This window comes from Fusicatenibacter faecihominis (assembly GCF_020686945.1).
Taxonomy (GTDB): Bacteria; Bacillota; Clostridia; order Lachnospirales; family Lachnospiraceae; genus Limivivens; species Limivivens faecihominis.
This window is the reverse complement of sequence record NZ_JAJEPR010000001.1, coordinates 64298-86083: the sequence shown is the minus strand read 5'-3', so window position 1 is coordinate 86083 and position 21786 is coordinate 64298. Positions and strand designations below refer to the sequence as shown.

Below are 21786 nucleotides of genomic sequence, written 5' to 3'. Positions count from 1 at the left end.
ATTCGGGAAGGAGGGTGAAACGATGATGGCTATGTTATGGGCGCAGAAGATCATGTATGCGGAAACAAAAGAAGAAGCGATTGCACTGTACAAAAGAGTGCCGCGCCTTCTGAAAGATAAGGTCGAACAGATCCTGATCGAAAGTGGATGCGAAGATCTGATCAAAGAGAGCGAAGAACAGTAAGGAGGGGCAGACATGGGCGAAGTGAAGGAACCGTATGAAGGCGGAACCGGAAGCCTGCTGGAAGTCGTCGACATGATGTGCGGCGTAACGGAAAAGCTGGCAGACATCGTCAGAAAACAGGCTGTCCTGATCGAGCAGGAGAGGATCGCGGGCGCGGTCTTCCCTGCCGATCTTTCGGAAGAAAGAAAACAGGCAGAAGATGATCTTGACAGGATCGAAATGAAACTAAGGAGGATATGACATGAAAGAAGGAATCTGCACTGCTGTTGGAGTAGTGGGAAGCGCGATTGCAGCTGCTTTCGGTGGATGGGATCAGGCACTTGTGACGTTGGTGATCTTTATGGTGATTGATTATTTATCGGGGCTGATTGTTGCGGGAATTTTTCACAACAGCAGAAAAACAGAAAACGGAGCGTTGGAAAGCAGAGCCGGATGGAAGGGGTTGTGCAGGAAAGGTGTGACATTGCTGTTTGTGTTGATCGCATACCGTCTGGATCTTGCGCTGGATGTAAATTATATTCGCAATGCAGTGATCATTGGATTCATGGCAAATGAATTGATCAGCATCACGGAAAATGCCGGACTGATGGGAATTCCACTTCCGACAGTGATCCAGAATGCAATCGAAGTTTTGACACGAAAAGCATCTGTGTCAAAGGATGGTGAACAGTAATGAAAAAAGAATATCTGGCAATTTTGACCAACATTATCGGCGGCGTGGAATCTGGCGGGCAGACATACGGAAAAAGAAAATATGGTGCGTATGCCGGAAAAGCAGCAAATGCAGACAATGAAAAAACGTGTACATTAGGCTGGGCGCAAAATTATGGGAATGAAGGCAGAAGATTGTGTCAGATGATCCTGAAGGCAGATCCGAAAGCCTTCAGGACTGCTGACACAGCGGGAATCGAAAAGAAACTGTCAGTAGACTGGGAAGCTACAAGATGGAATCCGACAGCAAAAGAAAAGGCTGCATTGATTGCGATTATCACAACGGATGCAGGAAAGAAGTGTCAGGATGATTTATTCAAGGAACTGATGGAAAAATACATCGCTGAAGCTGAAGCATATGGCGTTGATAATATACAGGCACAGATGATGTGGTGCGAAATAGAACATCTTGGTGGCTTGAAACCAGTAAAACGAATTTTTGCGAGAGCGAAAAAGCCATATACACCTGATACAGTGTATGCATCGTTGATCTTGGATCAAAAGGATACAAGCAATGATAATCAGGTGGGGGATAAAAAGTTTGAAAGCAGACATCAGTGTTGCGTGCGGTGGATTAAACAGTATGTTGTGGACAATGTGGATAAATCAGGGGAAGAAGGTGTAAAAATGTATTCAAGACAAGCAGTTGTGGATCTAGTAGAAAGCTGGATCGGAAAAAATGAAGCGGACGGATCATATAAATCAATTATTGATATTTACAATAGTTTCACAGGTGCATTCCCACGCGGGACAAAAATGGCGTATGAATGGGAGTGGTGTGCTTGCACTTGGTCGGCACTTGCTGTTGCGCTAAAATATACGGCAATTATGCCGATTGAAATCAGCTGCTATTATCTGATTGAAAGAGCGAAGCAGATGGGCGTATGGGAAGAAAATGACGCACACGTTCCGAAGCTGGGCGAAGCGGTGATGTATGACTGGCAGGATAACGGTGCGGGTGATAATACCGGAACACCGAAACATGTTGGAACGGTTACATACGTTAATCAAGCAGCAGGATATTTTGTCGTTACCGAAGGCAATTACAGAGACAGCGTGAAGAAAAGAACTGTATCACTGAATGGAAGATATATTCGAGGATTTATCACACCAAAATATGACAGCGATCAGGCGGAAAGCAAGCCAGTAAATACGCCGGGAAAGAGCGTGTCAACCGTAGCGCATGAAGTAATTGCGGGACAGTGGGGGAACGGAGAAACAAGAAGAAAAGCACTTTCGGCAAGCGGTTATGATCCGGATACTATTCAGAAAGAAGTAAACAGAATTCTGAATGGATCAGCGGCAACAACTGCGAAGCCACAGCCAGCAGATCAGACCATCAGCAAAACAGTCAAGTCAACATGCTATGCGAGAGAGTACGACAAGAAGCTGGCGGGATCCTACGTCACAACAGCTGATCTGTATTGCAGAAACGACGCTGGAAAGAACAAAAAGGCTTTATGCTGCATTCCGAAAGGAACCACAGTGCATAATTACGGCTATTATAATACATCGAATGGAACGAAATGGTTATACATTACTGTGACGCTTGATGGAGTGGAGTATATCGGATTCAGTTCAATCAGTTACCTGAAAGCAAAATAGGAAGGAGGGAAACAGATGCTTTATGTTGGAAACACTTTCGATAAAAAAGTAAATAAGGGATACAAAACAATCCAGAACGCAAAAAAGGAAGCAGAAAAGAATGGCTTGTCAGTATGGGATGAAGAAGGCGTAAAGCTGTATCCGTTGAAAGTTGAAGTGACAGATGACGTTCCTGATGATGCGGCACTGGAAGAAAAACCGGATGGATCTGTGAATGCATATGATGAAAACGGGGAAAAAGTTGGCGAAGTTCCGGCTGAAGAAGTGAAAAAAATAATGGATGAAATCACAGCAGAAGACGTTGAAGCAGCGGCGGCAGCAACAAGAAGCGAAGAAGAAGTACATGGAACGATCCGCAGAGTGTTTGATGGAAGGCTTCGCCTTCGCAGAAGACCTTCGTTTGAAGACGATGCAATTTGTGGCGTGACGATGTTTGATGAAAAGAATGTCGAGAAGAAAGCAAAGATCGGTGACAGGGTACTTTACAAGACGACAGACGGGTACTGGATTTCAGGAGATCCAGAACACACAGAATTTATTCCGGAGGAATAACGATGGTTCCGGTATCGTACATCGTCACAGCGATCGTGTCTGCGGCGTTTGGATCTGTGACAACTATTTTTATGTTATCAATAACAACGGCAGCAAAGAAAGCAGACGAAGAGGAAGACAAGCTGTTTTGTGAGTATCTAAAAGGTAAGAAAATGGAATAATGAAAAGGCAGCGATCAAAGAACGGTCGCTGCCTTTTGTGCAATATCACGAAAACAGATCAAATACATGATACTGATCGGGATCTATGCGATGACAATATGTACAAAAAAGAAGAAAATTATTTTTCTGCGATCTGTTTCAACAGGCGGATAATTTCTTCATTCTGACGCATAAGAATGAAATTCTGTTCAACCTGTGCGCGTGACATTTCCAGCGCGAAAGTTTCATTTGAATTTCCGCTTAAAAGACTTCCGAAAGAATACATTTTTGAACCTGCAAGGCTGGATGCGATTTCTTTAAGGGATGCGACATTCTTTTCTTTGATGTCGTCCGAAGTGTAACTGTCGAAATCAACACCGAATTTTTCCATAGCCGCCTTGTCTTTTGCTTCCTGCTCCACCTGTTTCTTGGCGATTTTGTCATCTGCTTTTTTACCAAACATAGGAAAAGCCCCCTTTGTTATATAATAATATTTGATCAGTTTTCCGTAATTCTGATCATTAACACAAATATAGGTGAAAAAAGTGCTAATGTCAAGAATGATGCTGAACATTAACACAAGGGATTGAGAATGAAGGATGAAGATATACACCTATAAAGGCAAAAAGAATCTATGCGGTGACAGGATTCGGATTGAACGATTGAAAAAACGAATGACGCAGATGGAACTGGCTGCGAAAATTCAGTTGCAAGGGATAACACTGGAACGCGACAGTATAAGTAGAATTGAAATAGGGACAAGGTTTGTGACCGATTACGAATTGAAGCTATTTGCAAAGGTTCTGAATGTGACGGTTGATGATCTGCTGGAAGAAGATGACACTATGGAATCATAGTGTTTTTTCTTTGCAAAAAAGTAGCTCAATGAGTAAAAAAAGATTGACATATAGGCTCAATGGGTATATAATATAATTGTAACAAGGGAACAGCAGGAAAGGAGAAAACAATGGAGAACGAAGAAATGAGCAAAGCCGATTTAATAGCGATGTTGGTATCAATTAGAGAAGTAGCAAGGACAAACGGAGAAATACATACCGTGGAACATATTGATAAAATACTTGAAGAAATAAGAAAATAAAATAGAATAAGGGATCACACAGGGGGCGGATACCTAAACATTCCTGCTAACCGCCCCAAGTGCTTAATTAGATTATAGCAGGAAAAAAATAAAAGACAAGAGGTGCAAAGAAAATGAAAGCTGTAAAAGGATACACAAAGCATGATTATACCATGATATGCAAAGAAGAAGGCGGGGAAGTTTTTAGTTTTGCATCAATAGATGAAGCTACTGGTTATTTTTCAATGTTCGGGCATGAGGTGCCGACCAATGTTGCACTTGATGGAATTTTAAATGATACTAATTGTGACTGGATAGTATTTGACGATGGAAGCGTTATCTTCAAATATTACGGAAACGGTTATGACGGAAGCATTATCAATGAAATGATTGAAAAAGGATGCAGAATATAAGGAAGCGGATAGAATGAAAATAGAAGAAGCACGCAAACAGAAAAATATGAGCAGAAAAGAATTGTCAGAGTGGCTAGAAATCCCATATAGAACGCTGACAAACTGGGAAAATGGGGAAAGAAGTTGCCCTGACTATATTGAAAAACTAATTGTCGAAAAAATATTAAGGGATAAATAAGGCTGTATAAATTACAAGGAACCGCAGACGATCATGATCATCGCCTGCGGCTTCTTTTATAGAAGGAGAAAGCGGAGATGGAAAGAACGTTCAAACATTTGACAAAAGCAGACCGGATCAGAATTGAAGCATTGATAAAAGCGGGAGTAAAAATCAAAGAGATCGCGGACATGCTACATGTGCATAGAAGCACGATATACAGAGAGTTAAAAAGAGGACGTTTTACTGCGCTTAATTCAGATCTGACAACGGAAGAAAGATACAGCCCTGATATTGCACATGATAAATATGAAGAAAATCTGAAAAGCAAAGGGGGCAGCCTGAAGATCGGGAATGACATCAAACTGGCAAATTATATTGAAGAAAAGATCGTGAAAGAAGATTACAGTCCGGCGGCGGTACTGGGGGAAATTAAGGCACAACAAAAAGAAAGCGAATTCAGCGTGATGATCTGCACAACAACACTGTACAGTTATATTGATAAAGGGATCTTTCTACACCTGACAAATAAAAATCTTCCGGTTAAAAAGAATAAGAAACGCACATACAAAAAGGTCAAGAAAACGCAGGCAAGAGCGTCAGCGGGTGAAAGTATAGAAAAAAGACCGGAAGAAATTGAAACACGCGAAGAGTTTGGACACTGGGAGATGGACACGGTAAAAGGAAAGCGCGGGAAATCAAAGAACAGTCTTCTTGTGTTGACTGAAAGAAAAACACGCGATGAAATTGTGATGAAGTTGCCAGAGCATACGGCGGCAGCAGTTGTCAACGCGCTGGATGTGATCGAAAGAAAGTGGGGCGATATGTTCAAACAAGTATTTAAAACGATTACGATGGATAACGGAAGTGAATTTGCAGACTGTGAAGGAATTGAACGGTCAGCACTGGGAGCAGGCAGCAGGACAAAGACATATTATTGTCATCCGTACAGCAGCTATGAAAGAGGAAGCAACGAAGTGACAAATAAAATGATCAGAAGACATATTCCAAAAGGAACAAACTTCGATGAAAAAACGGATGAAGAAATATCTGCGATTGAAAGCTGGGTGAATAATTATCCGCGTAAGATCCACGGCTATCATTCAGCGGGCGAACTGTTTGAAGAGGAGATCCGGAAAATCAGTTGAAAAAAGTTAAAAAAGTGTCGCATTTAATATTGACATTTTTAAAAAGAAAGAAATACAAAGATTTCACTTGTATATTTCGAGCAAATGTATTAAAATAGCGGTAAGGTTCAGAGCGAACCAATACATGTACATTTACAAGGAGGTAAATAATTATGGCATATGTAATTTCTGATGAGTGTGTATCCTGCGGTTCCTGTGCAGCAGTCTGTCCGGCTGACGCTATCAGCGAGGGTGATGGAAAATATGTAATCGATGCTGACGCATGTCTGGATTGCGGTACCTGCGAGGCAGAGTGCCCGAATGAAGCTATCCATCCGGGTGAGTAATCTCCCGTTTCTTGGATAGAAGCTGCCTCTGATGCGTGGCAGTTCTCTTTCCCTTACCGCCTGGTGTTTTCCCGACACCAGGCGGTTTTATTTTTTATCAACAGTCCAGCGCGCAAGCAGAAGAAAATGAGCCTATGCAAATTTATTTGCAATAGACTCATTTTCTTCTGGTTATGGGCGGTCCGCGCTGGACGTCAGCGCCCCCTGAGCAAATCTGCGTACCGTACCACCATTCCAGTCAGCACAGCTAAGCTACTCTCCTTACTGATCTCACGCCATTCCCGGCGATAGTGCTCCAGCCAGTTTTCCAGTCTTTCGGCCAGTTTCCGACCTTCTTCCTCAGAGTGCTCCATAAGCCAGGCTCCGATCTCATTCCAAATACAGATTCCCTCTCCGGTCACAGCAAAGAGCTGTACGACAGCTTTTCTTCCGGCGCTCATATAAGGCGTGCAGGCATAGATCTCTTCCAGGGCTTTTTTCACCTCTCTGTTGGCTTTTTCTGCCCGTTCCTTCGTGTATTTCCGTTCTTCCAGAATCTCCGCCCGGCGTTTTTCATCGCCTTCCATCCAGTTTACAGCCTGAGACCACTGGAACATCTCATTATCGGAAAAATGAGCAATGCCGCTCACGATTTTTCCAGAGGTATCCCCGTAGGCCAGTCTGGAAATCGCCTCGTTGATCTCATCAAAGGGAACCTCCTCCGCATTCCAGCTGAAAGCAGCTCCGTAAAGGATGCCCGGAATACTTAAGCGGTAATCGTTCACATGACCGTAATCGCCCCAGTCGGTGTTCAAAAGACCCACAGCCCCGTACTTATGGGCGTGACGGCACATGGCCCGGTTGTTCCGGTAGGCAAAATCGAGCAGCGGCATCCACATATTCCAGCCGCAGACGCCCGGGCAGGCATACTGGGTAATTCCGCTCTCGGCGATGGCCTTGATGGCGTCCTCGGGCTGATCCGGCGCATAGCCCCAGTTCAGGCAGATGGTCTCCTTCGGAAGCTCCCCGCAGCTCTCCGGCCAGCGATACATGATATCGCCCCAGAACATCGGCACACAGCCCTGGGCCACCAGATGTTCGCAGAGAGCTTTCACATGCTCCACATAGAGCTGGCGCTCGCCTTTTTCCTCAGCCAGAGCCTTGCTTCTTCCTTTTCCCAGGTCGAAGGTCTCATCCGCGCAGATATTGAACTTGTTCGTACGGAAAAGCGGGCGGTACTCGTCGATCAGTCCCTTGATAAAATCCAGAGCATTCGGATGGGAAACGTTCAGCGTGTGGTGCTGGCCCGCATAAGTGTAGCTGTAGGGGATTTTCTCGGAATCCGGCAGTTCGCAGAGCTCGCAACAGGTCTTGGTGCTGAGAATCCGGTACATATGGCCGAAACTGGAAAGGGAGGGCACCAGCTCGATATGGCGGACCGCGCAGTAAGCATCCAGCTCCATAATCTCCTCGGCCGTCAGCGGGGTATCCTCTCTCCAGGCCTCAGAAAGTCCCCGGAAAAGATAGGTATGCTCGATGTAGAGCTGCCACTGATTCACTTTGAACCGGCAGAGCAGATCTGCCACCTCTTTTAAATAGGAAAGCTTCGGCACACGGCCCCGGGAGCAGTCCATATAGTAGCCGCGGTTCTGAAGATCCGGCCAGTCTGTGATGGAAAGGCAGGGAAGAACCGCACCGTGAAGCTGAATTACCTGGCAGAGGGTCTGTACGCCGTTGCAGAGCGCCTCGTCGCTGCCTGCCACCAAAGAGATCTTATCCTCCTCAATGGCCAGCTGATAGTGATCTTTTTCGAGCTTCTGATCCAGGCACAGGACGATATCTCCGCTCTCCGCCGGGCACAGCGCTCTTAAGATATCCAGAGAAAGACCTGCCTCCTCCTTAAGCTCCTTCTGAAGCATCTGTGCATAGAGAAAGGCTCCCGGCTCTGTGCCGCAGAGCACAATTTTTGTCTGGGATCCCGGCAGAAAATGACCTGTATGATATTCCATCTGTTTCGGATTTGGAAGAAATTCCATTGTTTTATCCTCTTTTCTTTTTTGCTCATCATGCAGACAGGCTTCCCGCATATCTCTTCTGAAAGAGACAGCGGAAAGCCTGTCTGATATGGTAAACTGATTTTAACTTTTTGCTCCTGTCATGTCAACTGCGGATTTCTTTTTCCTGCGAAACAGCTGGAAAAGGCCTGGCTCTCTGGCCGCTGCCACGAGGGTTCCGTTTTTCTGATGGAGACGGATCGTCTCGTCCAGGCGGCGGAACCGTTCTTCCTCCTTTTCCTCTTTAAGCTGCATCAGCACGTCCATTCCATGGATGACCGAATCGGAAATCCGATTTTCCAGTTCCTCGTTGTTCTCCTTTAAGGTCTGCCGAAACAGGGAAGTCATGATAGTTTCAAACTGCTGAAACCTGTCCAGATCCGGATTCAACGGGAAGACTGTGATATTTCCCTCGGGCTCCGCTTTCTCCTTCTCCTGCTCTGCCAATTTCTGCTCCAGATCGATGATCTCGGCAGAAGAATCTGCTTTTCGTTTCTTAAGCTCCGGCAGCAGTACCTTGATGGCTTTCAGCTGAAATCCCCGTTCTTTTAGTTCCTTAATATTCTGAAAGGTCTGAATATCTTCCTCGGTATAGTAACGATGCCCCAGCTCCGTCCTCTGGATCGGAAGCTCCAGCTCTTCCTCCCAGTAGCGGAGGACGTGAGGTTCTGCCTGAACGACTTTGGCTGCATCAGAGATCAAATACCTTTTTTCATCCATGAAATCTTTCTCCCCTTCATGTTCATTCTTGCACTTACAGAATCAGTGTAACACATTTTCCGCAGCATGAACACGAAAAGAAATCGCAAGATTCGCTAAGAAAAGCAGGTTCTCAGTCGATTTTTCGGAGTGTAACCTTCTCGGGCAGGCCCTGAGAATAGAGCTGTACCTCATCCTCCCATAAATCTCCGGTCTTTAAGAAGGTGTCCGGTCCATAGCTTCCCCGGTAAGAAACCGGCACATGGAGCGGGCCGAAGGTGTTTCTTCTATTAAATACCATCTCGATACTCTTAAGGCCCGTCACGGCTGCCTCATAGGGAGCAAAGGCGATGATCTCATCCGTATCTCCGTGCAGCATGCACACGGCTGCTGTCATCTCGTCAAGAGTGACCGATACCTTTCCTTCCACGGGCTGATCCAGCTCATAGGTGATCGAACCGGAATAGAAGGGCAGACCCTGCGGCACAATATTACCGGCATGAAGTTTATCCGGAAGGCTGATGAGATGAACCTTCTCCTCCACGCCTTTTCCGGAGAGCTTCACTCCGAAATCGCCCAGCAGGTAAATGGCCTCCAGACCGCTGTCTTTTCCATAGGAATAGGTGACTGTGATCTCGTTTTCTCCCTCTTTCAGGCAGGACTTCCCGGCAAGGAACTTCGAGAAGGCCGTATCGATCCAGAAATCTGCCTCTTTTTTCAGCAGTGTGCCGTTGAGCCGGACTTCCGTATGCTCCTCCGCCTCGACAGCCAGCTCCAATCCTTCAGGAAGCTCCTCGATCACAAAATGGAAGACATTTTTCACATTTCTTCTCTGTTTCAGTTCTTCCTGATAATATTTCTCAATATACCAGGGCTGCATCATTTCGCCGCCTCTCCATGGATAGCCCAGGCGATCACGGATCAGCCGGTCTTCTTTTAAGACATCCCCGTCCTTTGCCACGCACTCGTCATCCAGGTAAACGTCCGCCCGATCCAGAGCTGCCACGTTTTTCTCGGAGAGCTTGTAGGAAAATTCCTTCTGCTTCAGAAGGTTCTCACCATTTTGCAGCACAAAAATCTTCTCCTCTCCGGGCAGTAAGGAGAGACAAAGCTCTGCCTTTCCGTCTGAAACCATCACTTCGCGGATTTCGCCGGTTCTCGCGTTCCACTCTTCGACTCTTCCTTCGCCGTTCAGGGTAAGAGAAATGTCGTTTGCAGAATGATCCCTGTCCATATTCAGGAGAATAAAGGTAATCATATCCTCCTTCCGATAGCTCTGGATATAAACCTGCTGGCCATGATTTTCCAGCTGGTAAAGAGGCGCCTCCAAAGCACAGCTCTCTGTCACCGCTTCTTTGGTGAAGGGGATCTTCTCTGCGTGCTCCATCAGCTCCGTCATCCGTGCATCCGGTTCCGCATGAATCATCTCCGGCGCTTTTCCTGCAACGATGAGCTTGCCGCCCTGAGCCACGAACTCCTTCAGAAGCTTCCAGGTGCTCTCCTTCATAGTCTCCACACCGGAAAGAAGGACCTTGTCATAGGTGCAGGAACCAACCTTTAATTTTCCATTTTCCACACTGCCATGACCGGCCAGAATCCGCTCCTCGCCATAATCAAAGTCAATACCTGCTCCCATCAGCATCCGGAAGGTTTCCTCATACTGTCTCTCAATGGCGGAAATTCCCTCATCGTTGCTCTGAATCCACTGGAAGCATCCGGTGTAAGTCCGCGCCCATACCGATTCGATGGGATTCATGACCAAAAGCTTACAGTCAGAGGGCGTTCCGTCCGTAGCCACATGGAAACGTGCAAAATAATCCTCCATGTAACGATACTGTTTATACCAGGCGGACTGATAGAAAATACTTGCCGGGTAATCTCTCTTATTCTCGCCCTTCATCGTGTACCAGGAAAGATGCGGGCAGAAGAGGTTGATTCCCATCAGCGCCTGCCAGTCTCCTATGGATTTATAATTTTCAAACTTCATCTGCCAGCCCGTGCAGCCGAAAAGCTCTGTGAGCATCTTTTTCTTATTCATCTGATGCGCTACGGAACTCAGCTGTTTGGCAATCCACCAGCAGCTGGTTCTCTCGCCCAGAAGGTCGATTCCGGGGATATCCATATATTCATAACCGGTCATCAGAGAACCCAGCATACAGGTCTGGTTAGAAAGCGTATCCTCGTGAAGAAGATGACCGGTGAAAAGCCAGCCGTACTCCTGACAGCGGTCCTGGATCTTCTTCAGGAAATTTTTCAGGAAGAAATCCTGTACCAGCTCCAGATAATCCAGCGTTACGCCGGAAAAGGTTTTGCCCTGTTCCCGCAGGAAAATTTCCGGAAGGTGCTCCTTCAGATCATAGCCGTAACGCTCCTTGAAGGCGCTGAAAAGCTCATCCGTGTAGGGTATGGATTTCTGATTTCCCTCTGAGAAATCGCACAGGAAAGCGCCTCTGTGGGGTTCGTCCGTGAATACTCCTCTGACGCGCTCCAGCGCATCCTTGGAGAGTTCTTTGTGATATTTATCATGGGTTGACGCCAGATAATCATCCACTGCACTTGCTTTCATCGTGTCCAGATAGGTAGCGCCGTTATAGTTGTCATTCAGTTCGGATTCCTCCAGCGTGATCGCCAGAATGTTTTTTCCCTCCTCCGGTTCTCCGCCCTCATAAACGGCAAGCTCCCGGTACTCATGGCCTTCCAGGATGCACTGGTAGGCAGCGATCATTTTTTCCTGATTTTCCTTCAGAAAAGCGTCGCCCTCTGAAGCTTTCAGGATGTGAAGCTGTAGACGGTGACTCCGGTTTTCCTTCTTCTGAGTCACGATGCCTCCGGCACTTCCTGAGGGCCAGCGATCCTCGTCATAGATCCAGAGATCGAAGTCGATTTTCTTGCCGTACTCCAGGCATTTCTCCACGATCCTCATCCACTCGTCGCCCAGATACTCGGTAGCCAGGCCAACTCTCGAATGCATAAAAGCTCCCCCGAATCCCATTTCTTTTAAAATATCGAGCTGTCTAAAGAGCTCCTTCTCATCCATTTTTCCGTTCCAGGACCAGAACGGTTTGCTTCTGTAGTCTGCGCCAGGATCTTTAAAAATTTTTTCCCAACTTTTTCTGTTCATGTTTCCCTCCACTGTTATTGCCCCATTTATAGTTCTCATTACACGAGTAACTTGCCGCCAGTATAGCCTATTTCTCCTCTTTTCGCAACGCGCGTTTTTTGCGTTTTTTTATAGAAAAAAAGCTCCCTTGCAGGAATAAAGCCTGCAAAGGAGCCGTGCTTCAGCTCCATTCCGCTTCGCTTCATGTTGCTGTCGGGCTTCGCCCTATAAACGTCCATATAAAAATCCCCACTCCTGCAAGCAGGGCGGGGACTTTCATATGTCTGGCTGCTCACTACTGAGAGCCGTGCTTCAGCTCCATTCCGCTTCGCTTCATGTCGCTGACGGGCTTCGCCCTATAAACGTCCATATAAAAATCCCCACTCCTGCAAGCAGGGTGGGGAATTTCATATGTCTGGCTGCTCACTACTGGGAGCCGTGCTTCAGCTCCATTCCGCTTCGCTTCATGTCGCTGTCGGGCTTCGCCCTATAAACGTCCATATAAAAACCCCCACTCCTGCAAGCAGGGTGGGGATTTCCATATGTCCGTTTGCACGGCTCTACTTTTTCATATTCGCGAACTTCGTATAATTCGGCAGCCATACGAGTTCAACGGTTCCGATAGGGCCGTTTCGCTGTTTGGCGATGATGACTTCAGCGATGTTTTTCTTGTCGGTGTCTTTGTTGTAATAGTCGTCTCGGTAGAGGAACATAACCACGTCGGCATCCTGCTCGATGGCTCCGGATTCTCGGAGGTCGGACAACATCGGACGGTGGTCGGGACGCTGCTCTACGGCTCGGGAAAGCTGAGACAGGGCAACTACAGGGACGTTGAGTTCTCGGGCCACGGCTTTTAAGGATCGGGAAATCTCGGAGATCTCCTGCTGGCGGGACTCGGAATGTTTGCCGCCGCTCATCAACTGCAGGTAGTCGATGATGATGATGCCTAGATCGTGCTCCAGCTTGAATTTCCGGCATTTACTCCGAAGCTCGGCAATCGAGATACCCGGTGTATCATCGATAATCAGGTTGGATTTTCCGACCACAGCGGCTCCCTCAATGAGCTTCGCCCAGTCCTCATCGGTAAGGTTTCCGGTTCGGAGGGCCTGGGAATCGACCTTGGATTCCAGAGAGAACAGACGGTTTACGAGCTGTTCCTTTGACATCTCAAGGCTGAAGATCGCGACGGTCTTTCCTTCCTTGAAGGCCATATGCTGGGCCACGTTGAGGACGAAAGCCGTTTTTCCCATAGAAGGACGGGCCGCGATCAGGATCAGGTCCGAGGGCTGAAAACCGGAGGTCTTGTAGTCCAGATCGATAAAACCGGTGGGAATACCCGTGACGGTTCCCTTGTTTTTGGAAGCTTTCTCGATCTTATCCAGGGCATTTAAGACGACCTGCTTGATCGGAACAAAATCGCCGGTGCTCCGGTACTGGAGAAGGTCAAAGATCTTTTTCTCCGTCTCTTCGAGAATATCCTCCGTTTTCTCCCTCGCGAGATAACAGGTATTGGCGATGTCCTCGTTGACCTTGATGAGCTTGCGGAGCATGGATTTTTCCTGGACGATCGTGGCGTAATGGCGCACGTTGGCCGAGGTGGGGACCGCATCCAGAAGGTCTCTGACAAATTCCAGGCTGCTGATCTCCGGCGGCACATCTTTTTCCCTCAGGCGCTCCTGCAGAGTGACCAGATCTACCGGTTTTCCCTCATTATAAAGTTCCAGCATGGCGTCGAAAAGGACACCATACTGGCTCTGGTAAAAATCTTCACTTGTAATGACTTCCGAGGCTGTCATGATCGCATCCCGGTCCATGATCATGGAACCGATGACGGACTGCTCAGCCTCCACGCTATGGGGCAGAACCCGTTTGATCAGCGCTTCTTCCATTCTCTTAAGCCTCTTTTACATGAACCTTCAGCTCAGCAGTTACCTTCGGGTGAAGCTTGATCGGAACCATGGTCACACCCAGAGTACGGATCGGGCTCGGAAGCTGGATTTTCTTCTTGTCAAGCTCCAGATTGATCTGCGCCTTGGCTGCCTCGGCGATCTCCTTGCTGGAAACAGAACCGAAGGTCTTGCCGCCCTCACCGACTTTGATGGAAACGGTGATGGACTTCTCAGCGATATCAGCTGCCAGGGCTCTGGCCTGCTCCAGGATCTCTTTTGCCACTTTGTCCTCGTTGGCCTTCTGAAGCTTCAGATCGTTGATATTTTTCGCGTTTGCTTCCACGCCGAGTTTCTTGGGAAGCAGCATATTTCTGGCGTATCCGTCACTTACATCGACGATCTCGCCTTTTTTTCCAAGAGATTTTACATCTGCTGTTAAGATTACTTTCATTGTTAGATCGCTCCTTCTTCTGTCATTTTTGTCAGAACTTCTTTTAATTTATTGATGGCTTCACTCATGGTCACATCGGAAAGCTGAGCTCCGGCGATATTCTGATGGCCGCCGCCGCCGAGACGTTCCATGATGATCTGCACGTTAACTTCATCGATGGCTCGGGCGCTGAAATAGATTTTTCCCTGAAACTCCGTCAGTACAAAGGAAGCCTTGATGCCCACGATGTTCAGAAGCTCGTTGGCCGCCTGGGCGCCCACCACGGTGGGACTCTCCAGATTTTCGCTGGGGCAGCGGGAAATCGCATACTCATGCATGAAAATTTCCGCCCGGCGCACCGCCTCTGCCCTTGCCCGGTAGGAGGTGATATCGTCCCGGAAGAGCTTGCGGACTCTCGTCACATCGGCTCCGCTCCGGCGAAGGAAGGCTGCCGCCTCAAAGGTACGCACGCCTGTTTTTGCCACAAAGTTGTTGGTATCTACGATGATACCGGCATAAATACAGTCCGCTTCCACGGTTTTCAGCCGCACATCGTCTGTGAAATACTGGAGAATCTCTGCCACCATCTCACAGGCGGAGGAAGCGAAGGGCTCGATATAGGAGAGTACCGCATTCTCGATAACATCGCTGGAACGGCGATGATGATCGAGAATCACGATGACTTTCGTCATATTCAGAAGGGATTCACACTCACAGAGGGACGGGCGGTTCGTATCCACAACCACAAGAACGGTCTGCGGATTGACAATGGCCTCTGCCTGCTCGTGGGTGATAAACATATCCTCGTCGAAATCCCGGCTGTTGCGGAACATGTTGACCCAGGGCCGGATAGAACTGTTGATGTCACCCAGCACGATGTGAGCCTTCTTATCCAGCATTTTTGCCGCCCGGTAAATACCGACGGCGGAACCGAGACTGTCGATGTCGGTGATCTTGTGGCCCATGACCACGACTTCCTCGCTGTTTTCGATAAATTCCCGGAGCGCCTGAGCTTTCACACGGGCCTTCACGCGGGTATTTTTCTCCATCTGCTGGGATTTTCCGCCGTAGTAGGAGATCTTGTCGTTCTCTTTTACTACCGCCTGATCGCCGCCGCGGCCAAGAGCCAGCTCAATGGCGATTCGAGAAAATTCATAGTTCTGCTGGTAACTGCCGCCGTTGATGCCGATACCGATACTTAAGGTCACGCTCATCTCGTTTCCGATATTGACAGCCTTGACCTCCTCCAGAAGAGAAAAACGGTTGGCCTGCAGCTCCTTCAGATATTTGTTCTTGATGACGATGAAATATTTGTCCGTCTCAAATTTCTTAACAATGCCATCATAGTTAGAAATATACTTCGTGATCTTTCGATCGATGAGAGCCACCAGCAGAGAGCGGCGCACCTCCTCCACGCTGTCCAGGGCTTCGTCGTAGTTATCCAGATAAATCAGTCCCGGAACCATTTTCTGGTCCTGATTTTCCTGAATATAGTGGTTCAGCTCCGTATTGTCAAAAAGGTACAGCGCAATGACATAATTCCTATCCTGGGGAATCTCGATAATATTCACCGCTTCCTCCAGGCTCTGCACGGAAACGCGCTGAAGGCGGGCACAGAAATCTCTGTCCTCATAGTGGATCTCGATCTCTTTTACGCCTTTTAAGCCCGGCATGGTGCCGCTGTGGATCTCCGGAAAAAGGGTTTGGATGTTTTTCCTGTAGTCTTTGTCTTTTCCCACGGTAAGGGAAAATTCCTCGTTCATCCAGATGAGCCTGCCATCGGAATCCAAAAGAGCATAAGGGATGCTGAACTCATCCAGAAGGGTCTTCTGTACCTGGCCGTACTGGGTGGCAAAGGAGATCAGATCATTAAGGATCAGAGGCCTGTGCCGGAAAATCAGAAGCAGTGACAGCACCACGAAGAGTGCCAGAAAACCTGACACAACGAACCCGGCTCTGATGGAAACAGTATAGACCACCACGTTCATGATTGCCATGATCACCAGGAAGACCACCGGCCACTGCATGTAAGACTTCAGTTTTCCCTTATATTTGATTTTCGTCTTTTTCATATCCAACTCCTGTATACAGTCGCAGAAAGCCAGGCCTCCTGCGTCTGCCTGATACGTTAATGGATGCTTACTTTCCAATCATACCATTTTTTTGAGAGTTATGGAAGCTTAAAATCCTTCTTTTGATAAATACCGGAGGATTTCACGGAAAACCTGCTGTTTGCCGGTCTCGTTGAGGATCTCGTGGCGCATGCCGGGGTAGAGATGGCCTTTTACTTTCCGGTAGCCGACTGCCTCCATCGTATGGATGGCCTCCCCGAATTTCTTCCGGCTGCCGATACAGGGATCCTCCTCGCCTCCGATGAAAAGGATCGGGAGGTCCGGTTTCGTCACCCGCCAGTCTTTCCTGTCGTAGGTACGTTTCATCAGCTCAAAGAGCGCCAGATAAGCGTCCGCAGTAAAGGTAAAGCCGCAGAGTTCAGAAGCCGCATAGGCCTCCACCACCTTCCGGTCGGAGCAGACCCAGGCAAATTTGTTTTTCTCATCAGCAAAGCGGGCCACATAGGGGCCGAAGGAAATGGACTCGATGAGACTGCACACATGGCGGCCGCCAAAGAACAGCTTCGCCGCTTTTGCCAGGAACTCGCCCATGGGGCGGCCCGGATTTCTGGAGGGAGAACCGCAGACGATGAGGGCATCCACGCAGTCGTCGTGCTTTTTCACAAAGCTCCGTACGGCCAGGGAACCCATGCTGTGGCCGAAAAGGATCAGCGGGAGCTCCGGATATTTTTTGTGAAGGGTCTCGTTGATGAGATAAATGTCCTCCAGAAGGGCCTCTGCGCCGCCTCCGTACATGTAGCCTAAGTCCCGTTTGTGGCGGACACTGGCCCCGTGTCCTCTGTGGTCATGAATCACGGTGAGAAAGCCCTGGGCTGCGAGATACTCCATAAAGGGCTGGTAGCGCTCTTTGTTCTCGCTCATGCCGTGAACCAGCTGAACAATACCGCGTAAGGTTCCTTCCGGAACGACTTCCAGCACGGAGAGCTCCAGGCCGTCAGCCCGGGATTTGATGGTTTTGTGGATGACATGGGTCATAGCAAACACCTCCTGTATAAAACGAAAGCGCACCATCCTTCGATGGTGCGCTGCTCATGCATAGATGAATTAGTCCTGAACGTAGGGCATCAGTGCAAGATGACGTGCTCTCTTAATGGAAACAGTCAGAGCTCTCTGATGTTTTGCACAGTTTCCGGTAATTCTTCTCGGAAGGATCTTTCCTCTCTCGGAAACGTATCTTTTCAGTTTGTTAACATCCTTGTAATCGATCTCGTTGTTCTCTTTGCCACAGAATACGCAAACTTTCTTTCTTCTGCGTCCGCCTCTTCTCTTCATGGGAGAATCGCTTTTCTCTGCTTTATTGTAAGCCATGGTGGTAACCTCCTTTTCTTAGTCGAACGGTAACTCCTCATCAATGCCGTCCGGAATATTCATAAATCCATCACCGACTGCTGCACTGGGTGCAGGCTTTGCTGCCGGTGCCGGGGCAGATGGCTGATAATCGCTGTAACCCCCGTTACTGCCATTCGCCATGGATGATGCTTTGCTCTCCGCAAACTCCTGGTCCTCTACGACAACGTCTGTCGTATAAACCTTCTGTCCGTCCTTATTCACATAGCTGCCGGTCTGAATACGGCCGGTGACTACCACCTTCATTCCCTGATGAAAATACTTCTCAGCGAACTCAGCACTGCGTCCGAAAGCCACACAGGGGATAAAATCTGCGGTGGCTCCGTTGTTGTCCTCACCTCTTCTGGTGAATCTGCGGTCAACAGCAAGGGTGTATCTGGCGATGGCCATGGAACTGTCCCCTGCGGAATAACGAACTTCAGGATTTCTTGTCAAGCGCCCCATTAAAATAACTTTATTCATGGAATCTCCTTCTCTCAGTCAGATTGATTTATGCTTCAGGTCTGACGATCAGGTATCTGAGAACGTTATCCATGATGCGTACACGTTTCTCCACTTCTGCCGGGCATGCAGCATCAGCATCAAACTGGATGAAGTAGTAGTAGCCCTCTCTCATTTTCTGGATCTCGTAAGCAAGTTTCTTCTTGCCCCACTCGTCCACGTTGGTGATGGTACCGTTGAAACGCTCAACCAGTCCTTTCACTTTCTCGAGAGTAGCTGTTCTAACGTCGTCTTCAACCTTTGCGTTCAGAACCAGTGCTAATTCGTATTTGTTCATGCTCTTCGCACCTCCTTATGGTCTCTGGCCCCCTGACCCATGCAGGGAACAAGGAAAATAATATATCACAGTTTTTAACTATAACACAGAAAGGATTTTATGGCAAGCACTTTTTTTCGAAAAGAAAGGAAAAAGACAGCGCTCTTCCCAGGTGCCAGAGGTTCTTCCACAGCAAGGGCGTAGGCATTTCCGTTTGCCGGAGTGCTGGTGGTCCTGATTAGTTTCCCGCAGCTCTCGTCTCCTCTGGCACAAGGCCGTTTCCAATCGTACGGCTTCGGAGGCGGAACTGCTTTGGCGTGATCTGATAATGTTTCTTAAAGGTCCGGATCAGATGGCTGCAGTCCGCGAAACCAGTCTCGGCGGCGATATAGTTCAGGTCGTAATCGGTGAAAAGCAGGAAATTTTCCACCTTGTTCAGCCGGATGAACTCGATATACTGCTTGCAGCTCTGGCCATAGTATTTCAGGAACATTTTGGCAAAATAGGAATAGCTCATGTTGTAGTGGTGAGCCAATTCTTCTATATTGATATTCTCCTGTGAATGGCGGTCGATATAGACCAAGATATCCTGAATCCGGTTCTCCTCGGTCTCGGAGGAAGCCTCCAGATCCAGCGAAATTCCCTGGCAGTGCCAAATCCTTAAGATCCTCAGCATCAGAGAAGCAAAGGAGGAGTAAATGCTGGCATCATAACCGTACTGCTTCTCCCGGTATTCCCGCTCCACATCCTCGAAAAAACCGCCAAGGTCCACCCCCGGCAGGTCTTTCGGCGTAAAAAGGATCGGCGGACAGGGCAGCGCACCGACTCTCCGAAAAGCAAGATTCAGATCCGGCAGGTAGCTTCCCGTCAGCCGAATCCGGTTCATGTTGAACTTGATACAGAAATAGCGGAACCTTTTTCCGCCGTCGGCGTAGATGGCATGCACAGCCTGGGGTGGGAAGAACATGACGCTTCCGGCCTCCACCCGTTTGCAGGCATCGTTGCAGGTCACAAGAACGGACCCTTCCTGCAGATAAATGACCTCCATAAAATAGTGCCAGTGGGCTTCTACGGGAAGATGAAAGTTTTCTGTGGCACAGGTGAATGCTTCAATGGGGGAGTGCAGGATGTCGCTGTACTCAAACAGATTTTTCATTGGAGATAAGTCCTCCTTTATACGCTCAAGAGAATAGAAATATTCCATTTTTCGATAATCGGATTATATCACATCCGCAAAAAAATTGATACGATACAATGACCAAAAATTAAAAATACCTATTGGGGAGGCATGCGTTATGAAACAAGAGACAAATCCATTCCCGAAAACAAAACTCCAGTGGCTCTGGGAAAATATGAAGGGCTGCCGCGGAATTTACTTTGTGGGAATGGCCGGCACCGTGGTCTACAACATTTTACAGCTGACCGTGCCGTACTTTTCCGGAAAGATCGTCGATCTTTTCCTCACCGGGGAAAACGCCCGGGAAAACTTAAGCACCCACCGGGATCTTTTTTACCAGCTCATCCTTGCGATGGTGCTCTTCACGCTCCTTCGCTGTGTCATCGTCTACGGCGTCTGCATGATCTACGAGCATGTGTCCCAGACCGTCCTTTACCGGGTCCGGAACTACCTCTATGACAAAATTCAGCGCCAGGATATGACCTTTTACAGCACCTACCGCACCGGCGATCTCATGACGAGACTCACGGGAGACCTGGATGCGATCCGCCATATGGTGGCCTGGATCATCCGCATGGTCATCGAGTCCTTCTCCCTCTTCGCGGCGGCTGCCATCTTTTTCCTCTATACCAACTGGAAAATGGCCCTCTGCCTGCTGGTGATTGCCCCCTTCGTTTTCTGGATCATCTACCTGTTCCGGAATAAGGTGGCACCCATGCACGCACTGCTCCGTGAAAAACTTTCCCAGATGAACACCTGCGCCCAGGAGAACATCTCCGGAAACCGCGTGGTGAAGGCTTTCGCCCGGGAAGATTATGAGATTGAAAAATTCGACAAAGCCAACCGGGATTTCTGCGAGACAAACAAGGCTACCGCTATGGTCTGGCTGAAATTTTTCCCCTATGTGGAGACCATCGCCAACCTGATGCCCCTCGTCATGCTGGGTGTGGGCGGCGTTTTCCTCATCAAAGGCCAGCTCACAATGGGCGAATATGTGGCTTTCTCCGGCCTGATCTGGGCCATCGCCAACCCGATGCGTCAGATGGGAAATATCATGAACGAGTTTCAGCGTTTCTCCGCCGCATCCAGAAAGGTTATGGAGCTTTACTATTCCGAGCCGAAAATCAAGGATCATGAGGATGCCAAAGAACATCCGGACCGCTTCGACGGAAAAATCGAGTTCAAAAACGTTTCCTTCCAGTACGAGGACGGCGACCTGCCGGTGCTCCATAACATTTCCTTTACTGTAAATCCCGGTGAGACGGTAGCCATCATGGGTGAAACGGGCTGCGGAAAAACATCCCTTATCAATCTGATTCCCCGCTTCTATGAGCCCACAGAAGGAAAAGTCCTCATTGACGGCACTCCCGTGGAAAATTTAAGGCTCCACGATCTGCGCCGCCACATTGGCCTCGCCACCCAGGATGTGCTCCTCTATTCCGACACCATCGAGGGTAACATCGCCTACGGCGACGGTTCCATCAAGATAAATGACGTGGTAAAATTTGCCCGCTACTCTTCCGCCTCGGATTTCATTGCCAAGATGCCGGAAGGCTACGATACCATCGTGGGCGAGCGCGGAGTCGGCCTCTCGGGCGGCCAGAAACAGCGAATTTCCCTGGCCCGGGCCCTGGCGATCCGCCCCTCCATCCTGATTCTGGACGACACGACCTCCGCCGTGGACATGGAGACTGAAAAGCAGATCCAGCACTCCCTTAAGGAGCTGGATTTCCCCTGCACGAAGGTGATTATCGCCCAGCGAATCTCCACAACCAGAGATGCCGACCGGATCGTCGTGCTTCGGGACGGCTACATCGAGGAAAGCGGCACCCACGAGGAGCTGCTCGCGAAAAAAGGCTACTATTACGAGCTGGTCAAACTGCAGACCGGCCTGGATGAGCTTTAAGG

The 21786-nt window shown here is 48.6% G+C and carries 26 protein-coding genes; 13 read left to right on the top strand and 13 right to left on the bottom strand.

Annotated features, from left to right (window positions below; all coding sequences use genetic code 11):
- Window positions 1-22 precede the first annotated feature (22 nt).
- From LKD71_RS00375 to LKD71_RS00350, 6 genes are read left to right on the top strand one after another with little or no spacing between them, the layout of a single operon-like run.
- Complete coding sequence (locus LKD71_RS00375) at window positions 23-184, top strand: hypothetical protein (RefSeq protein ID WP_167531105.1); 162 nt, start codon at window positions 23-25, stop codon at window positions 182-184.
- A gap of 12 nt (window positions 185-196) precedes the next feature.
- Entirely contained in the window at window positions 197-424 is a 228-nt protein-coding gene (locus LKD71_RS00370; RefSeq protein ID WP_005422819.1) for a hypothetical protein, read from the top strand.
- 1 nt (window position 425) lies between these two features.
- Window positions 426-857 (top strand): phage holin family protein, encoded by a 432-nt coding sequence (locus LKD71_RS00365; protein ID WP_227613919.1) that lies wholly within the window; start codon window positions 426-428, stop codon window positions 855-857.
- On the top strand, window positions 857-2500 hold the full coding sequence (locus LKD71_RS00360; protein ID WP_227613918.1) for a hypothetical protein: 1644 nt from the start codon (window positions 857-859) through the stop codon (window positions 2498-2500). The genes LKD71_RS00365 and LKD71_RS00360 overlap by 1 nt, the downstream gene beginning before the upstream one ends.
- 15 nt (window positions 2501-2515) lie before the next feature.
- Window positions 2516-3052: a hypothetical protein gene (locus LKD71_RS00355; protein WP_227613917.1), complete on the top strand. Its 537-nt coding sequence runs from the start codon at window positions 2516-2518 to the stop codon at window positions 3050-3052.
- A gap of 2 nt (window positions 3053-3054) precedes the next feature.
- Window positions 3055-3213, top strand: coding sequence for a hypothetical protein (locus LKD71_RS00350; protein WP_227613916.1), 159 nt, complete (start codon window positions 3055-3057; stop codon window positions 3211-3213).
- A gap of 118 nt (window positions 3214-3331) precedes the next feature.
- Here the strand turns inward: LKD71_RS00350 and LKD71_RS00345 are convergent, their stop codons facing one another.
- Entirely contained in the window at window positions 3332-3655 is a 324-nt protein-coding gene (locus LKD71_RS00345) for a hypothetical protein (RefSeq protein WP_227613915.1), read from the bottom strand.
- Between the two features lie 136 nt (window positions 3656-3791).
- Here LKD71_RS00345 and LKD71_RS00340 point away from each other — a divergent pair, with 136 nt between their 5' ends.
- The 6 genes from LKD71_RS00340 to LKD71_RS00320 all read left to right on the top strand — a co-directional run bounded on the left by LKD71_RS00340 (window position 3792) and on the right by LKD71_RS00320 (window position 6314).
- A complete protein-coding gene (locus tag LKD71_RS00340) occupies window positions 3792-4049 on the top strand; it encodes a helix-turn-helix domain-containing protein (RefSeq protein WP_005422811.1) in 258 nt (85 codons plus the stop codon).
- A 110-nt stretch (window positions 4050-4159) separates the two neighbouring features.
- Complete coding sequence (locus LKD71_RS18105) at window positions 4160-4291, top strand: hypothetical protein (RefSeq protein WP_005422810.1); 132 nt, start codon at window positions 4160-4162, stop codon at window positions 4289-4291.
- Window positions 4292-4404: 113 nt separating this feature from the next.
- Window positions 4405-4683: a hypothetical protein gene (locus tag LKD71_RS00335; protein WP_227613914.1), complete on the top strand. Its 279-nt coding sequence runs from the start codon at window positions 4405-4407 to the stop codon at window positions 4681-4683.
- A gap of 13 nt (window positions 4684-4696) precedes the next feature.
- Window positions 4697-4861 carry a helix-turn-helix domain-containing protein gene (locus LKD71_RS00330; RefSeq protein WP_005422807.1) on the top strand — a complete coding sequence of 55 codons (165 nt, stop codon included), beginning with the start codon at window positions 4697-4699 and terminating at the stop codon, window positions 4859-4861.
- 77 nt (window positions 4862-4938) lie between these two features.
- Window positions 4939-5988: an IS30 family transposase gene (locus tag LKD71_RS00325; protein WP_005422806.1), complete on the top strand. Its 1050-nt coding sequence runs from the start codon at window positions 4939-4941 to the stop codon at window positions 5986-5988.
- Between the two features lie 152 nt (window positions 5989-6140).
- Entirely contained in the window at window positions 6141-6314 is a 174-nt protein-coding gene (locus LKD71_RS00320) for a DUF362 domain-containing protein (protein WP_178046122.1), read from the top strand.
- A gap of 194 nt (window positions 6315-6508) precedes the next feature.
- On the opposite strand, the gene LKD71_RS00315 is transcribed toward LKD71_RS00320, so the two are convergent.
- The 12 genes from LKD71_RS00315 to LKD71_RS00260 form a co-directional block, all read right to left on the bottom strand.
- Window positions 6509-8329 carry a glycoside hydrolase family 20 zincin-like fold domain-containing protein gene (locus LKD71_RS00315; protein WP_227613913.1) on the bottom strand — a complete coding sequence of 607 codons (1821 nt, stop codon included), beginning with the start codon at window positions 8327-8329 and terminating at the stop codon, window positions 6509-6511.
- A 102-nt stretch (window positions 8330-8431) separates the two neighbouring features.
- Window positions 8432-9067, bottom strand: a complete 636-nt coding sequence (locus LKD71_RS00310) for a helix-turn-helix domain-containing protein (protein ID WP_227613912.1) — start codon at window positions 9065-9067, stop codon at window positions 8432-8434.
- Window positions 9068-9179: 112 nt separating this feature from the next.
- Window positions 9180-12167, bottom strand: coding sequence for a glycosyl hydrolase family 2 protein (locus LKD71_RS00305; RefSeq protein ID WP_227613911.1), 2988 nt, complete (start codon window positions 12165-12167; stop codon window positions 9180-9182).
- A 38-nt stretch (window positions 12168-12205) separates the two neighbouring features.
- Window positions 12206-12385, bottom strand: a complete 180-nt coding sequence (locus LKD71_RS00300) for a hypothetical protein (RefSeq protein WP_227613910.1) — start codon at window positions 12383-12385, stop codon at window positions 12206-12208.
- Between the two features lie 321 nt (window positions 12386-12706).
- Window positions 12707-14035, bottom strand: coding sequence for a replicative DNA helicase (gene dnaB, locus LKD71_RS00295; protein ID WP_178045916.1), 1329 nt, complete (start codon window positions 14033-14035; stop codon window positions 12707-12709).
- Window positions 14036-14039: 4 nt separating this feature from the next.
- Window positions 14040-14486, bottom strand: coding sequence for a 50S ribosomal protein L9 (gene rplI / locus LKD71_RS00290; protein ID WP_178045917.1), 447 nt, complete (start codon window positions 14484-14486; stop codon window positions 14040-14042).
- Window positions 14487-14488: 2 nt separating this feature from the next.
- Window positions 14489-16537: a DHH family phosphoesterase gene (locus LKD71_RS00285; protein ID WP_227613909.1), complete on the bottom strand. Its 2049-nt coding sequence runs from the start codon at window positions 16535-16537 to the stop codon at window positions 14489-14491.
- 108 nt (window positions 16538-16645) lie between these two features.
- A complete protein-coding gene (locus LKD71_RS00280; protein ID WP_227613908.1) occupies window positions 16646-17572 on the bottom strand; it encodes an alpha/beta fold hydrolase in 927 nt (308 codons plus the stop codon).
- Window positions 17573-17641: 69 nt separating this feature from the next.
- Window positions 17642-17905, bottom strand: a complete 264-nt coding sequence (gene rpsR / locus LKD71_RS00275) for a 30S ribosomal protein S18 (protein ID WP_178045941.1) — start codon at window positions 17903-17905, stop codon at window positions 17642-17644.
- 18 nt (window positions 17906-17923) lie between these two features.
- On the bottom strand, window positions 17924-18406 hold the full coding sequence (locus LKD71_RS00270) for a single-stranded DNA-binding protein (protein ID WP_178045942.1): 483 nt from the start codon (window positions 18404-18406) through the stop codon (window positions 17924-17926).
- Between the two features lie 28 nt (window positions 18407-18434).
- Window positions 18435-18722: a 30S ribosomal protein S6 gene (rpsF, locus tag LKD71_RS00265; RefSeq protein ID WP_178045943.1), complete on the bottom strand. Its 288-nt coding sequence runs from the start codon at window positions 18720-18722 to the stop codon at window positions 18435-18437.
- 217 nt (window positions 18723-18939) lie between these two features.
- Window positions 18940-19857: an AraC family transcriptional regulator gene (locus LKD71_RS00260; protein WP_227613907.1), complete on the bottom strand. Its 918-nt coding sequence runs from the start codon at window positions 19855-19857 to the stop codon at window positions 18940-18942.
- A gap of 139 nt (window positions 19858-19996) precedes the next feature.
- On the opposite strand from LKD71_RS00260, the gene LKD71_RS00255 reads away from it, so the two are divergent.
- Complete coding sequence (locus LKD71_RS00255) at window positions 19997-21784, top strand: ABC transporter ATP-binding protein (RefSeq protein ID WP_227613906.1); 1788 nt, start codon at window positions 19997-19999, stop codon at window positions 21782-21784.
- Window positions 21785-21786 lie beyond the last annotated feature (2 nt).

Bases quoted from the DNA above. Each gene is read 5' to 3' on its own strand.
- LKD71_RS00375 (WP_167531105.1), top strand. From the start codon at position 23: ATGATGGCTATGTTATGGGCGCAGAAGATCATGTATGCGGAAACAAAA.
- LKD71_RS00370 (WP_005422819.1), top strand. From the start codon at position 197: ATGGGCGAAGTGAAGGAACCGTATGAAGGCGGAACCGGAAGCCTGCTG.
- LKD71_RS00365 (WP_227613919.1), top strand. From the start codon at position 426: ATGAAAGAAGGAATCTGCACTGCTGTTGGAGTAGTGGGAAGCGCGATT.
- LKD71_RS00360 (WP_227613918.1), top strand. From the start codon at position 857: ATGAAAAAAGAATATCTGGCAATTTTGACCAACATTATCGGCGGCGTG.
- LKD71_RS00355 (WP_227613917.1), top strand. From the start codon at position 2,516: ATGCTTTATGTTGGAAACACTTTCGATAAAAAAGTAAATAAGGGATAC.
- LKD71_RS00350 (WP_227613916.1), top strand. From the start codon at position 3,055: ATGGTTCCGGTATCGTACATCGTCACAGCGATCGTGTCTGCGGCGTTT.
- LKD71_RS00345 (WP_227613915.1), bottom strand. From the start codon at position 3,655: ATGTTTGGTAAAAAAGCAGATGACAAAATCGCCAAGAAACAGGTGGAG.
- LKD71_RS00340 (WP_005422811.1), top strand. From the start codon at position 3,792: ATGAAGATATACACCTATAAAGGCAAAAAGAATCTATGCGGTGACAGG.
- LKD71_RS18105 (WP_005422810.1), top strand. From the start codon at position 4,160: ATGGAGAACGAAGAAATGAGCAAAGCCGATTTAATAGCGATGTTGGTA.
- LKD71_RS00335 (WP_227613914.1), top strand. From the start codon at position 4,405: ATGAAAGCTGTAAAAGGATACACAAAGCATGATTATACCATGATATGC.
- LKD71_RS00330 (WP_005422807.1), top strand. From the start codon at position 4,697: ATGAAAATAGAAGAAGCACGCAAACAGAAAAATATGAGCAGAAAAGAA.
- LKD71_RS00325 (WP_005422806.1), top strand. From the start codon at position 4,939: ATGGAAAGAACGTTCAAACATTTGACAAAAGCAGACCGGATCAGAATT.
- LKD71_RS00320 (WP_178046122.1), top strand. From the start codon at position 6,141: ATGGCATATGTAATTTCTGATGAGTGTGTATCCTGCGGTTCCTGTGCA.
- LKD71_RS00315 (WP_227613913.1), bottom strand. From the start codon at position 8,329: ATGGAATTTCTTCCAAATCCGAAACAGATGGAATATCATACAGGTCAT.
- LKD71_RS00310 (WP_227613912.1), bottom strand. From the start codon at position 9,067: ATGGATGAAAAAAGGTATTTGATCTCTGATGCAGCCAAAGTCGTTCAG.
- LKD71_RS00305 (WP_227613911.1), bottom strand. From the start codon at position 12,167: ATGAACAGAAAAAGTTGGGAAAAAATTTTTAAAGATCCTGGCGCAGAC.
- LKD71_RS00300 (WP_227613910.1), bottom strand. From the start codon at position 12,385: ATGGACGTTTATAGGGCGAAGCCCGACAGCAACATGAAGCGAAGCGGA.
- dnaB (WP_178045916.1), bottom strand. From the start codon at position 14,035: ATGGAAGAAGCGCTGATCAAACGGGTTCTGCCCCATAGCGTGGAGGCT.
- rplI (WP_178045917.1), bottom strand. From the start codon at position 14,486: ATGAAAGTAATCTTAACAGCAGATGTAAAATCTCTTGGAAAAAAAGGC.
- LKD71_RS00285 (WP_227613909.1), bottom strand. From the start codon at position 16,537: ATGAAAAAGACGAAAATCAAATATAAGGGAAAACTGAAGTCTTACATG.
- LKD71_RS00280 (WP_227613908.1), bottom strand. From the start codon at position 17,572: ATGACCCATGTCATCCACAAAACCATCAAATCCCGGGCTGACGGCCTG.
- rpsR (WP_178045941.1), bottom strand. From the start codon at position 17,905: ATGGCTTACAATAAAGCAGAGAAAAGCGATTCTCCCATGAAGAGAAGA.
- LKD71_RS00270 (WP_178045942.1), bottom strand. From the start codon at position 18,406: ATGAATAAAGTTATTTTAATGGGGCGCTTGACAAGAAATCCTGAAGTT.
- rpsF (WP_178045943.1), bottom strand. From the start codon at position 18,722: ATGAACAAATACGAATTAGCACTGGTTCTGAACGCAAAGGTTGAAGAC.
- LKD71_RS00260 (WP_227613907.1), bottom strand. From the start codon at position 19,857: ATGAAAAATCTGTTTGAGTACAGCGACATCCTGCACTCCCCCATTGAA.
- LKD71_RS00255 (WP_227613906.1), top strand. From the start codon at position 19,997: ATGAAACAAGAGACAAATCCATTCCCGAAAACAAAACTCCAGTGGCTC.